This window comes from Shewanella sp. SR1, from assembly GCF_020447145.1.
Classification (GTDB): domain Bacteria; phylum Pseudomonadota; class Gammaproteobacteria; order Enterobacterales; family Shewanellaceae; genus Shewanella; species Shewanella baltica.
The window spans coordinates 1-13,450 of record NZ_JAJAEF010000002.1; the positions used below are offsets into that span (position 1 = coordinate 1).

Annotated in this window: 8 protein-coding genes and 2 rRNA genes; 4 read left to right on the forward strand and 6 right to left on the reverse strand. The window is 44.6% G+C overall.

Translation table 11 applies throughout. The annotated features are described in order from the left end of the window. Positions 1–86, forward strand: a 23S ribosomal RNA gene (locus tag KV201_RS01910); the annotation flags it as partial. Positions 87–224: 138 nt separating this feature from the next. Continuing rightward, positions 225–340, forward strand: a 5S ribosomal RNA gene (gene rrf, locus KV201_RS01915). A gap of 568 nt (positions 341–908) precedes the next feature. Here the strand turns inward: rrf and KV201_RS01920 are convergent. Together KV201_RS01920 and KV201_RS01925 are read right to left on the reverse strand one after the other, a co-directional pair. Continuing rightward, the gene (locus KV201_RS01920) at positions 909–1,667 is read right to left on the reverse strand and encodes a DUF2057 domain-containing protein (protein ID WP_226058370.1); all 759 of its coding nucleotides are present in this window, start codon (positions 1,665–1,667) and stop codon (positions 909–911) included. A gap of 207 nt (positions 1,668–1,874) precedes the next feature. Continuing rightward, positions 1,875–3,920, reverse strand: coding sequence for a bifunctional 2',3'-cyclic-nucleotide 2'-phosphodiesterase/3'-nucleotidase (locus KV201_RS01925; protein WP_226058371.1), 2,046 nt, complete (start codon positions 3,918–3,920; stop codon positions 1,875–1,877). A gap of 708 nt (positions 3,921–4,628) precedes the next feature. Here KV201_RS01925 and KV201_RS01930 point away from each other — a divergent pair. Beyond that, positions 4,629–6,773 (forward strand): M3 family metallopeptidase, encoded by a 2,145-nt coding sequence (locus tag KV201_RS01930; RefSeq protein WP_226058372.1) that lies wholly within the window; start codon positions 4,629–4,631, stop codon positions 6,771–6,773. A 212-nt stretch (positions 6,774–6,985) separates the two neighbouring features. Here the strand turns inward: KV201_RS01930 and KV201_RS22595 are convergent, their stop codons facing one another. The 4 genes from KV201_RS22595 to KV201_RS01945 all read right to left on the reverse strand — a co-directional run bounded on the left by KV201_RS22595 (position 6,986) and on the right by KV201_RS01945 (position 11,309). Beyond that, positions 6,986–7,354, reverse strand: a complete 369-nt coding sequence (locus KV201_RS22595) for a GCN5 family acetyltransferase (protein WP_319000205.1) — start codon at positions 7,352–7,354, stop codon at positions 6,986–6,988. Positions 7,355–7,363: 9 nt separating this feature from the next. Next, positions 7,364–7,819, reverse strand: a complete 456-nt coding sequence (locus KV201_RS01935) for an acetyltransferase (protein WP_226058497.1) — start codon at positions 7,817–7,819, stop codon at positions 7,364–7,366. A gap of 311 nt (positions 7,820–8,130) precedes the next feature. Continuing rightward, a complete protein-coding gene (locus KV201_RS01940; RefSeq protein WP_012587399.1) occupies positions 8,131–8,607 on the reverse strand; it encodes a hypothetical protein in 477 nt (158 codons plus the stop codon). A 497-nt stretch (positions 8,608–9,104) separates the two neighbouring features. After that, positions 9,105–11,309: a M3 family metallopeptidase gene (locus KV201_RS01945; RefSeq protein WP_226058373.1), complete on the reverse strand. Its 2,205-nt coding sequence runs from the start codon at positions 11,307–11,309 to the stop codon at positions 9,105–9,107. A 411-nt stretch (positions 11,310–11,720) separates the two neighbouring features. Here KV201_RS01945 and KV201_RS01950 point away from each other — a divergent pair, with 411 nt between their 5' ends. Continuing rightward, on the forward strand, positions 11,721–13,364 hold the full coding sequence (locus KV201_RS01950) for a dipeptidase (RefSeq protein ID WP_226058374.1): 1,644 nt from the start codon (positions 11,721–11,723) through the stop codon (positions 13,362–13,364). Positions 13,365–13,450 lie beyond the last annotated feature (86 nt).

Genomic DNA, 13,450 nt, shown 5'->3' on the forward strand with positions numbered 1-13,450 from the left:
CGAGACTAGGACGTTGATAGGCATGGTGTGTAAGCGTTGTGAGGCGTTGAGCTAACATGTACTAATGACTCGAGAGGCTTAACCATACAACCCAGATGGGTTTTACTGAAAGCCTTAGACAGAATATCGACACTTGATGAAGTGTGAACTCAAACAAAGCAAATCAGCTTTCCGAATTATTATTAACGTGGTCCAGAGATGGACACGGTAATAAACAGAATTTGCTTGGTGACAATAGCCTTGTGGAACCACCTGATCCCATCCCGAACTCAGAAGTGAAACGCAAACGCGCCGATGGTAGTGTGGGGTCTCCCCATGTGAGAGTAGGTCATCGCCAAGCATCCAAATAAACACAAAAGCCCTAGCCTAAACCGCTAGGGCTTTTGTGTTTATACGCTTCGCGAAAACTTACCTCTATGTCGGTCAATAAATGCTCCTCTAATATTTACACTTCCACCCTTCATAACGGTCACCCGCCGCTAAGCTTGGTCAACAATAGCGCCCATGCATTTTTGATATTCGACACATCCCTGTGTCTCGCACCGATGTATCCCCTTCAGGGATAAAAGACAGTAGGCCATCACCAAGTGCCTAGCATGGTCTGGAAAAGAGTCTTGTGAAGATATAACGAAGCCAGCTGAATAAGCTGGCTTTTTTGTGTCTAGAATTTACATTTTTTAGCGTTTTGAAACCGTTTCATTGTTTGAAATAACATTAAGCTGTGAAGTGGGAATGGTTTACTGGGCGCATTTTTAATGAGCTTAAGTTTTACTAAGTTCTAATTTTACGAACTGAATAGAGCCGCCAGTTCATATGTGACACTAAGCTGGCGGTCTGAAATAGATAGCCGAAGCGTTGTTGATGGTTGGAGGACAAATATCCTCTACAACGCGAGCGTGCTTTATGGATCACTCTTTATTGATTTTGGCTTTGAAGCTGGCTTTGGTATTGTCGTTAGCTTGTTTGTACCAGTAATCAAGCATTTGACTGATTTCAGCTTGGCTAGGTGCGGTTGTAGATGTCACTGAAGTCGTTGGCTGAGCTTTGTCATTTACCGCTGCGGCAGCTGACGACATCACTGCTGGCGCGATCAAGTTCGTGGATGTGACTGCTGCTGTTTGGCGTATTTGTGGTTGGCTTGCCAATACTGGTGCAATGGCGTCGTTTGGTTGTGTTGTCGCGGTATTCATAGAGAGATTTAATGAAGCCGGATGATTGCTAAGGTTGTACTGCAGTATCTCGTGTTCGAAATCCCGTCCCAGTTGGATCCCATTCTTAATCAATTTATCGCTGGTAAAACTCACTGCTTCATCTTGAGTATTTGATAGTGTCAGCTTGGGTGACTCATCAAATTTCTTGGCATCTCTGGCTGAGTTGATGGCGGGAAGTGTCAGGGTAAGTGTTTGTGCTGACGCATCAAAACGGACGATGAGCACGTCGGATAGATAATGCACTGAGTCAGCTTGTTGCCTGTATTGCGCGGCATAACGGAAGGCAATTTGATTGATACCATCGGCTAAAACAAGGTTGCTACTCTTTACTGCTGGCTTGCCATTGACCGTTAACACTTCAGCATTTTTAGGCAGATTGAGATTAACATCGGCCGTTGCAGGCTGCACTGCAACCAGCATTAACGCGGTGGCACATAAGATTGATTGATATTTCATAAGCTTTCTCTGTTGTTGCGAGGACGCCGCTAAATAATAAGGTAGATTTCTGACGACACAAAGCAGGTTTAACCTTTAGTGTGGAGCAAGATGAACTAAATGGCGACACGCCGTTTATAGCGCGCAGATTAGCGTTAATTTAATCTGTAGGGAATAAAAAAGGCTCACGAGGAGCCTTTTTGAGCATGATATTTCGGGATCGAACGCTTATTTGGTTAGGTTGATGCTATAAACGGCGAAACCCAGTTCATCCTTGCTGATCTTCTTCATTTCACGTTGTTTATTGGCTTCGATAAAGGCAGCGGCTTTGTCACTGTCTTGGGTTTCGAAGCGAACGTCTAATGTGACGTTAGTAGTGATGGTTTTGAAATCCCAGTTGTAATCGGCACTTGGATTGACCATACCTTCGTACTTACCCGTGGTTTCGTTGTATTGAGATTGCGCTGTGATATAAGCCGCTAACGCTTCACGGTTGGTATCGGGCAGTTCAAGCACGACATGGTCGCTACCCGTACCGGCAAACTTACCACCAAAGGCGCGATAGTTATTTGAGGCGACGATAAACTCTTTCGCGGCAAATTCTTCACCTGTGATGACTTTACCGTTTTCGTCTTTATAGCTTAAATCAACGATACGGTTTGCGTTGGCATTAACAACGGCGCAATCGCGGTCAAACTTGTTCGGTTGAGTGACATCAATTTTGTAAGTTAAGCCATCGAGTACGTCGAAGTTATAGGTTGGATGGCCATCCCAGTTGATTAACTCTTGTGGGGTGGTTTTTGCGGGGTCGATTTGATTGAACTGGTTGGCTGAGCACTCAAGCCAATCTTTCAATTCGGCGCCCGTTGCTTTGACTGCCACCATAGTATTGGGATACAGGTACAGATCGGCGGCGTTTTTGAAGGTCAGTGGACCTTTATCGACTTGCACAAATTGATCGGCATCGCTGGTTGTACCGTGGCGACCGCCCGCTTTAAAAGGTGCAGAGGCTGACAGTACTGGCAGCCCTTTTAATGCTGCAGGTAATTTCGCTTTCACGTTAGCGATTTGCGCATCGGAAACGATTTGTACCGTTGGATCGTCCTGCACTAAGGTAAGGAAGCTATACATGTCCGCCGCGGCGACACCGATAGGTTCATCCACAAAGGCGAGGGTACCTTGGTGCTCGGCTGCGACTGCATCGTGAATAGCAGCATCCGCTTCAACTAATGGGGCTTTATTTGCGCCATCATAGATAGGGCGAGCTTGCGTTTTGGCACTAAGGACATGCCACTTGTCATCTCTACGTTCGAGTTTAAAGTCAACCACCCCTAAGTTATCACCCCAACGACCTGGCATCACTGCGGGGACGCCGTTCAGTAGGCCTTTAGTGACATCGGTATTGGGTAAGTCAGCATACTTAGCATCTGGGAAGATAGAGTGGCTGTGGCCGAATAGAATCGCATCGATACCGTCAACATAAGTCAAAGCGTAAGTGGCGTTTTCAGCCATAGGATCGCCAGGATTTTCCGTCGAACCAATGCCAGAGTGTGGAATGGCGATAATGATATCGGCCCCTTTGGCTTTCATTTCGGGAACATATTTTTTCGCGGTGGTAACGATATCTTCAACCGTCACTTTTCCCGTCAGATTTTGTTTATCCCACAATAGAATTTGCGGTGGCACAAAACCAATATAACCAATGTTAATGGTTTGATTATTGCCTTCGCTGTCGATAATAATTTTTTGTTTGATGATATAAGGGGTGAATAAATGCTCACCTTTTTTAACTTCTTTCCAGCAACCATTATCGTCGGCGCAATAAACGTTTGAGTTGATATAAGGGAAATCTGCACCACTAATGGATTTATTTAAGAAATCTAAACCATAGTTAAATTCATGATTACCGATATTGCCGACTTCATAATCTAATAGGTTCATGGCTTTATATGCAGGGTGAACATCGCCCATTTGCAGGCCAACTTTGGCCATATAATCGCCCATAGGGCTACCTTGCAGCAGATCGCCGTTATCAACGAGGACGCTATTCTTGGCTTCGCTGCGTGCAGCGTGGATCAAGCTTGCAGTGCGGGCAAGACCGATAGTCGGATCGTCTTTACCACTGTAGTAGTTGAAATCCATGATATTTGTGTGTAGATCTGTGGTTTCGAGTACCCGTAAATCGGCTTGAACGACTTTGTCGTCATCAGAATTACAGGCGCTGACACCAAGGGCGGCAGTGATCATCACTGCGAGTATTTTCTTATTTAACATAGTTATCTCTATTTATATTTATTTGACCCCAACGCATGTTCCGTCAAGAGCATGCCCATCATCCCGTTAATTCAGCGTCATTTAACTGTTAGGTTAATTTGTCGCTAAGTTAACGAGCGGGAATTATAAAGACATTTGATGATCTGAATGTGACATTAATCGGAGAAAAGCTGTTTCAAATTGTGACTCAGAGTGCGTCTGCCTAAATAATGAGCCATTTGGCCTGTGTATTTGTTACATTGAGGTTTAAATAAGCACAGCAAAAAGTTTATTAAGAAGAATTAATATTTGTTATAGAAACGGTGTTTTATTTGCTTATGCTGCTTTCTATGTTGAGAATATTTGGCTTAAAAAATCCAATTGGATTGTTTTAAATAATTCTTTTTACATTGAATTTTAGCTAATCCTCATCATTTCTGCTTGCAAGCGCTTAACACTGATTGCTGCGCCTTAGGTGTAGCTAAGCGTTGGCATAGGCACATATAGACTCGAAATACACATAAAGTGATACAAATTAGCGCCGCAGTGGTGGGGTAAAACTTGGCTGAAATGCGCGTAACTTGTTAAGGTAGTTCATCGAAATTGACGACCGTAGCAACAAGCGTTCGTTGACTCAGACTGTTTTAAACTGAAAGCCAAAATCCGTTAGCGCGCACCTTTCACCTTAAAAATACAAACGAAAGGGCAGCAACATCCAAGGGAGTTAATATGCGTAAGTCCGTTATTACCACAGCCGTGGCCGCGGCTTTGTTACTTGGCGCTTGTTCAGACAAGCCAGCCGCCAGTGCCAATGAAGCTAAAAATGCCGTAGCGACTCAAACCGCTGCTAAAGCGCAAGCAACCAACGTGTTGCTGAGCAAGAGTCCACTGCAGGATCAAGCGCCACAATTTAACCTTATCCATACTGCAGATTATGCTCCTGCCTTCGAGCAAGGCATTAAAGCCCATGATGCTGAAATCGCTGCCATTGTGAATAACAAGCAAGCGGCCAGTTTTGACAACACCATTCTGGCGATGGAAACCTCAGGTGAATTATTAACGCGGGTGTCGCGGACCTTCTTTAATCTCGCCGGTCTGATTTCTGATGATGATTTCCAGAAAACCGAAGCAGATCTTGCACCTAAGCTATCTGCCCATCGTGATAATATTTATCTCGATCCGACGTTATTTGCCCGTGTTGAAGCGGTATATCAACAAAAGAGCAGCTTAAATGCGGAAGATCAGCGTCTAGTTGAATACTACTATGAGCAGTTTGTTCGCGCTGGCGCGAAATTGTCGGCTGAAGATAAAACTAAGATGCGCGACTTTAACGCCGAGCTTGCAACCTTAGCGACGGACTTTTCACAAAACAGCTTAAAATCATTTAAAGATGATGTGATTGTTGTGACTGATAAAGCCAAGTTAGCCGGTTTATCTGACAGCGAAATCGCCACCTTAGCCGCTGCCGCCAAAGCTGCTGGAAAAGAGGGCTATTTGATTACCTTAGTGAACACGACTCGCCAGCCTGTGCTTTCTAGCCTGAGCAACCGTGAACTACGCCAAAAAGTGTGGGAAACTTCGGCGCACAGAGCTGTTGCAACCAATGGCCCATTGATTGTTAAAATGGCGCAAATTCGGGCTAAAAAAGCCAACTTATTGGGATTCGATACTTGGGCATCCTATGCGGTTGCCGATCAAATGGCGAAAACCCCAGCCGCTGTGTATGAAATCCTCGACGATTTAGCACCAAAAGCCTTAGCACGTGCCAAAGTAGAAGCGGCTGATATTCAAGCTGAAATCAAAAAGGCGGGCGGTGATTTCGAACTGCAACCTTGGGATTGGGCTTATTACGCCGACAAAGTGCGTAAAGAGAAATACGATCTCGACGAAAGCAGCATCAAGCCTTATTTCGAGTTTAATACTGTGCTGCAAGACGGGCTGTTTTTCGCGATGCATAAATTGTATGGCATCAGCTTAAAAGCGCGTACCGATTTACCCGTGTGGAATCCCGATGTTTTAGCCTTTGAAGTCTTTGATAAAGACAACAGCTCTATTGGCTTATTCTACCTTGACCCTTATGCCCGTGAAGGCAAAGGCGGCGGCGCGTGGATGGATGAGTTCGTCACCCAAAGCGGTCTGCTTGGCACTAAGCCCGTTGTTTATAACGCGCTGAATATTCCTAAGCCAGCCGATGGCCCAACGTTAATGACCTTCGATGAAGTGACCACTATGTTCCATGAAATGGGTCATGCGGTTCACGGTTTATTCTCGCAGGTGAAATACCCAAGCGTGGCTGGCACATCAACCGCACGTGACTTTGTTGAGTTCCCATCCCAGGTTAACGAAGATTGGAATATCGACCCAGCTGTGATTGCTAACTATGCCAAACACTACAAAACGGGTGAGCCAATTCCTAAGGCACTGCTCGATAAAATCTTAGCCTCAAATAAGTTTGGCCAAGGTTTTGATACCGTTGAGTATCTGTCGGCTGCCTTGTTAGATATGGAATGGCACTCTATCAGCGCCGATACTCAAATTAGCGATGTAGAGAAGTTTGAACACCAAGTGTTAGCTAAACACGGCCTCGATTTTGCGCCAATTCCCCCGCGTTATAAGTCGAGCTACTTCAGCCATGCCTTCTCCGGTGGTTATTCAGCTGGATATTACGCGTATTTGTGGACCGAAGTGTTTGCCGCCGATGCCTTTGCCTATATGGGCGAGCATGGTGGATTAAAAGCCGATAATGGTGACAAATTCCGTAAGGAAGTCTTATCTAAAGGTAACAGTGAAGATCTCATGCAAGATTACATTCACTTTACCGGTAAAAAACCGACAACAGATGCACTGTTAAAGCGCCGCGGTTTAGTCGACTAATCGATTCGTTGTAAAAAGGCCCAAAGGCTTGTTAGGGAAACCTAGCAAGCCTTTTTATTGATGTCGGGGCGGATTTATTCATCATTTTTTCAAGACAGGAAGTTAGAGGATGGGGAAATCTACCGATAACGCGCTAATCACAGTTCCAAAATAGTTTGTTGAAATGTTGGTGAAAGGCAGCATTGAACCACTTTATTATCTTAATCAAATGTTTATATTTGATTTTCACGCATAAAGTTAGCAATAGTGTCCTCCTTACGTTGACTCTCTAATAGCCACTCAATCCTCCATTCTGTTAGGCGCTCACCCGTTTTATGAATGAATTTTCCAGCTTCAGGTTCATCAATCCATTCAAGCTGTTTAACAAGTACTAAAGGCGATTCAGAACCGTCAGTTTCATTTGAAAATTTAAGTGCTTCATTATAAGTATGAAATGCGTAATAGTAGATTTCACCATCAAATTCATCTGGAGCACCTTGCCAAGGGCGACACCAAACACGATATTCTAGGACTTGATCATAAAAATAACCGCCGCCTGATTTTGTTTCAGCTGGATACTCTCCAATCCTATTCTCATCGATTGAATCAGGTTACATAGACAATTCCTCAATGGAATATAACGCCATATGCAACAGCGGATAAGGTTTACCCTGTCCATCAACGGGTGAGCGACCCGTTACTGAAAAACCAATATGTTGGTAAAAACCTAATGCTTGTTGATTCTGCTCATTAACATCCACCTTTGTGGCTCCCAGTTCTTTAATGGCATGTGTCGCTAGCATCGAACCAATCCCTTTTCCGCGCGCGTCAGGTGAGATGAACAGCATTTCAATATTGCCATCATGTACGCCGCAGAATCCGAATATTTCTCCATTGTCATTTTTAGCGCACTTTAAGTGAACGGCATCAAAATACTGTTCGAGGATCAGCGGCTTTAATTGTTGTAGATCTTCTTCTGCTAAAAAGTCATGGGTTGCTCTTACCGAGGCTTCCCAAATATCGAGCAGACTAAGATGATCTGCTTTTTCTACCATCTCAATATTCATCATATAACTCTATTGAAGATTTAATGTCGCCTAAGCGGTGAATTAAAGTGGGTTAACATGTGAAGCGGAAACGTACCAACCTTTACGAATCCGCCTTTAAAAAGGATATGATTACGGATGAGATCCGCAGTAACCTTGTCGACAATTATGATAGAAAAGTTATGTTTTTCAAAATTTATCTGACATCGACACCTAATTGCTTATCGTCACCCATTATATTTTTTTGGTTATATTATGGCGTGTTGTTAATGTTTTCTAATGATAAATATACTTAAACTAATATTAGATAATAGAGCTTGTATTTACTGTGCTTACTTAAATATTCGTTTTGCTAAGCTTTGTCTAAACACGATTGGATCCTTGCGTAGAGTTTCGTAAAAGGCAAGGAAGGTTAGATATTTAGCAGACGACATTAACCAGTTCGCTAATAACGGAAAAATAACAAAGCAGAGAAAAATCCAGGTTTGTTTGTGTTCAAGTACTAATAAAAACAGTAAGTAACAAATGAGTTGAAAATAGACGTTTATTTTATTGATTTTAACTGCTCGAGGTCTACCTCGTATAATTAATACGTTTGGTATAACAATACTCAGGGTCATGATCACTATACTTGATGCGAAAAGGATACCAAACTCTTCGTGTGTTAATTTACCGAATAGCGTTTCAATCGTAAGGAAAAGTAAAGGGCCGATCGCTCCCGCGCCAAACATAAGGAACATGATGACTGCAATACCAACGACAAACACGCCGATAGATAAGTCATGTTTCTCAAAAAAATTATCTGACATAGACTCTGAATTCCTTATAGCTGACTATTGTTAGGTTGTTGATTTTTCTACCTGTACGCCTTATTGCTAAGGTTAAGGTTAAGGCTAAAGCTAAAGCTGGTACTTACTGTATCTTTACATTCTCGTAATATTAATCGAATGGGATATTAGTGGCATAAAGGAATCATAGGGAATATTCATAGTCTATAAAAACCACTTCGGCACCAATTGTATTTGGGTCAGCATCCAGAGCTTTGAATATTCGAGTGGTATTGAGTTCGTTCTGTCATCGCAGTGTGAGCAGTTTTTCTTTATTTGCTTGAAATGGAGAGCTTAGTAGGGCATTAGACATAATCATTTCCATTGATAATTTTAAAAATATCCTTATATGCGGCAACACAGTACTAAAATATTGAGCCAATTAATAGGTTATTGTAGAAGTTGCTGAATAAAATTATAAGAAAACGGGAGCCGAAGCTCCCGTTGTTTATCTTGCCTTTGGCAAATGATTGGCGATGTTACTCGGCCAGTAATCCGCGGCTACGCAGCAGCGGCTCTATGCCGGCTTCTTTACCGCGGAAGTTTTTATACATCAGCATAGGATCATCGCTGCCACCTTTCGACAGGATATTATTACGGAAGGAGTCCGCAGTAGCCTTGTCGAAAATGCCGTTTTCTTTAAAGGCTTCGAAAGCATCCGCGCCTAAAATATCCGACCACAGGTAGCTGTAGTAGCCTGCTGAATAACCGCCCGCGAAAATATGCGAGAAATAAGTGCTGCGATAGCGTGGGCTTATTTCTTCAATCAGTCCCATTGCCGCTAACGAGTCCGCTTCAAACTTGGCCGCATCCTTTGGCGTGGTGTCGGTTAATGTGTGCCAATCTAAATCGAGCTTAGTGGCCGCCATGTATTCAACGGTGGCAAAGCCTTGGTTGAACTTGCTGGCCGCTTGGATTTTCTTCACTAGCTCTTGCGGGATCACTTCGCCGGTTTTGTAGTGCTTGGCAAATTGGGCTAACACTTCTGGCTGAGTCATCCAGTTTTCATTCACTTGCGATGGGAACTCAACGTAATCGCGAGGTACGGCGGTGCCACCCTGTGAGCGATATTCCACGTTTGATAACATGCCGTGTAGGGCGTGGCCAAATTCGTGGAATAGGGTGCTGGCTTCATCGAAGGTCAGCAGCGCTGGCTCACTGCCCGCTGGGCGAGGGTAGTTCAATACGTTAACAATAATAGGTTTAGAATCAACGCCATTCATATGGTATTGCTTGCGGAAGGAGTTCATCCAAGCGCCGCCACGTTTGCTGTCGCGGGTGAAATAGTCACCCATAAAGATGGCCATCAGCTTGCCGTCTTTATCGTAAACTTCCCAAGTACGGACTTCTGCATTGTATTTGGGTAAGTCGGTACGCTCTTTAAAGGTCAAACCGTATAAACGATTAGCCGTGTAGAACACGCCTTTTAATGTACTGTCGAGGGAGAAATACGGGCGGGTTTGTTGCTCGTTAAAGCTGTACTTAGCGACACGAATTTTGTCGGCATAGTAATCCCAGTCCCACGCTTGCAGCTTAAATTTTCCACCTTGCGCGTCAATCATGGCTTGCATATCAGCCACTTCGTTTTTGGCTTGGGCTAATGCCGCTGGCCATACCTTGTTGAGTAAGCCATAGACGTTTTCTGGCGTTTTAGCTGTGCGTTCTTCTAACACGAAATCGGCATGGGTTTTATAGCCCATCAGTTGAGCACGTTCAGCACGCAGGGCGGCAATCTTCGCGAGGATAATCTTGTTATCGTTGGCGTTATTGTTGTTACCGCGCTCGATATAGCCTTTATAGAGTTTTTCACGTAACTGGCGGTTATCGGCATAGGTTAAAAACGGCGTGATAGAAGGGCGAGAAGTGGTAAATACCCACTTGCCTTCATGGCCACGTTTTTTCGCAGTTTCAAAAGCGGTCGCAATCACATCAGCGGGTAAACCTGCGAGATCGGCTTTGCTATCAACCACTAATTCGAAGGCATTGGTTTCGGCTAATAGATTGTCACCAAAGGCTAAATTGAGTTTACCGATTTCTTCGTTCAATGCGCGCAGTTTGGTTTTATCTTGTTCGCTTAAGTTAGCGCCGCCACGGGTGAAAGATTTATAGGTATCTTCCAACAATTTGGCTTGGGCCGTGCTGAGTTTTAGGCTGTCTTTCGCGTCGTGAACGGCTTTGACTTTTTGAAACAGTTTGTCATTGAGCAGGATATCGTCTTCGGCCGACGATAGCATGGGCGACACTTCTTTTGAGAGTGCTTGCAATGCTGGCGTAGTATCGGCGCCTGTCAGGTTAAAGAAGACGTTAGAAACGCGTGTCACTAGATCGCCAGAAAACTCCATGGCTTCAATGGTATTGGCGAAGGTGGGTTTGGCTTTATTATCAACAATCGCTTGAATTTGCTCGTGTTGCTGAGCTACGCCCGCTTTAAAGGCTGGGAGGAAGTGCTCTGGCTTGATCTTATCAAAGGCCGGAATCTCCATAAACGTATCATAGGGTTTGAAGAATGGATTGGTCGCATTCTGACTGATAATCTGCGCTGACACGGCATTGGGTGCTGCGTTTGCTTGAACACTGGCTTCGGGTTGTTGTGTGCTACAAGCGCCCAAAGTTAAGGCTAAAGCGATAGCACTTAGCGTGAGCTTAGCCGTGCGGGCTTGCGGTTTAAGGGTTAGTCCCTTCATTATTTGTTCCCCGTTAGGTCGATTATTGTTATGGGTGATTGTTTGATGATGGCCATGGATTTCAGCAAAAATTGAAGTCTACGCGCGGCTAAAACCATTAATTTATCTTAATGTGACTGTTTAACATGTATCGGACTAGGGGTTCCATTGATTTTGTGTTTAGTTTGTAACAAATGTTTTGTTTCAGGCTTTTAAGCAAAATAATATGGCAAACTGGCTGAGGCTTGTTATCGGGTCTCGGTGCGCTTTATTGGCAACATCATTGGTCAAGGCTGTAGTCGAAGATAATAGCCGCAAACACGTCGCAGATGACTGGTATAAGCAACACGTTGCAGTAAACCAGCTTAATCCATTTTCAACCGTCTCTTGCAGTACGGTCCTAAAACACGAATAACAATAATAGGATCTTCTATGTCTCAATCTGGTATTCAACATGCTCGCGTGCGTCGAGCGTTATCTTTGGCATTACTGACTGCGTCCAGCTGGGTTATGCCGCAGTGTATTGCAGCGCCAGCAACAACAGCGGCTCAAACAAACGTCCCCCAGTTAAGCCAAAATGCACTAAAGGTCGCCGATTATGCGGTCGCAAAATACGATGCGGCTATGGTGCAGAGTTTGACTCAGTTGGTGAGTTTTAATACCCAAGCGGTTGAAGGGCAAACGCCAGATACCAATCCCGCCTTTGTAGGCTTTAAGTCGAGTTTGAAGCAACTCAGTCAGGAGCTCGGTTTAGATTATGCCGATCATGGCTATGTGGTGTTGATTGGCTTAGATGCCAATTCGGCTGTAAACAATGAATCTAAAAAGTTAGGCATAGTCACTCACGGCGATGTGCAACCTGCTAATCCTGCCTTGTGGGCGCAGAGCCCTTATCTGCTTGATACTCAATCGGAATCGGGCAAACTGATTGGCCGCGGCACAGAGGACGACAAGGGTGCCATTGTCACCGCCATGTATGCGATGAAGGCGATTAAAGATAAACACATTAAGCGAGATAGACGTATTGAACTCTTGGTTTATCTTGCTGAAGAGTCCGACTGGGAACCACTGAAAACCTTTTTAGCCAGCTACACGCCAGCGGACATGAACATTACTATTGATGCCGAATACCCCGTGGTTACCGCCGAGAAAGGTTGGAGTAAGATTACCTTTACTGTGCCCAATATTACGATCTCCAATATAGAAGCGAAAGCAGAGGCTTCAACTCAAGCGCCCACGTTAACGGCTTTCTCTGGTGGCTATTTTGCCAGCCAAGTACCGCAGCAGGCCAAGGCGGAAATTGAGGCGGTTTCACCCGCATTACTGACAAAGTTACAGACCAGAGCCGCTGCGCAGCAGGGGATGAAATATCGTTTTGAAAACCATTGCGTCGATAAGCTGTGTAACTTACATATCTTTGCCGACGGTAAAGCCGCCCATTCATCCACTCCTGAAGATGGAGTGAATGCCGTGACGCATTTAGCGGCATTATTAAGTCCCGAGTTGAATGATAAACCTTGGCCGCAAACCAGCGCCTCCTTAACCGTTGCCGCCATGAACGAGCTGGTGGGTTTAGGCATTTACGCCGAGCAGTTTGGTGACTTAGCTTATAAAGATGATTTTATGGGACCGCTGACCTTAGCCCCAACTGTGGTGGTGCAAACTCAGAAGGGCACTGAGGTGACCATTAACTTGCGTCGTCCCGTCGGCAAAACACCAGAGTTACTCACTCAGCAAGCCCGTGAAGCCTTAGCCCTGTGGCAGGATAAACACCAAGTGCAGCTTGCTGATATCGAAAGTTATTGGGGCGAGCCTATGGTGATGAAAGGTGCGCCACAGCAACAAACCCTACTTGATGTTTTTGCCCACTTCACTGGCATAGTCGACCCTAAACCCGTTGCAATCGGCGGCTCAACCAACAGTAAATTATTCCCCAATGCCTTAAGTTTTGGCCCTGCCATGCCGGGCGTGGAATACACTGGCCATACCGAAAAAGAGTTCATCACCCATAAGCAATTTATGCTGAATCTAAAAATGTACACCGCAGCGTTTATCGAGCTATCGGCGGTGAAATAGTGCTCTTTGTTAAAGTGATGGTGCAATGGCATAAAAGTGTAGGGGAGCAATAAAGTTTCTTACTATGACGGGTTGATGTAGGAAAA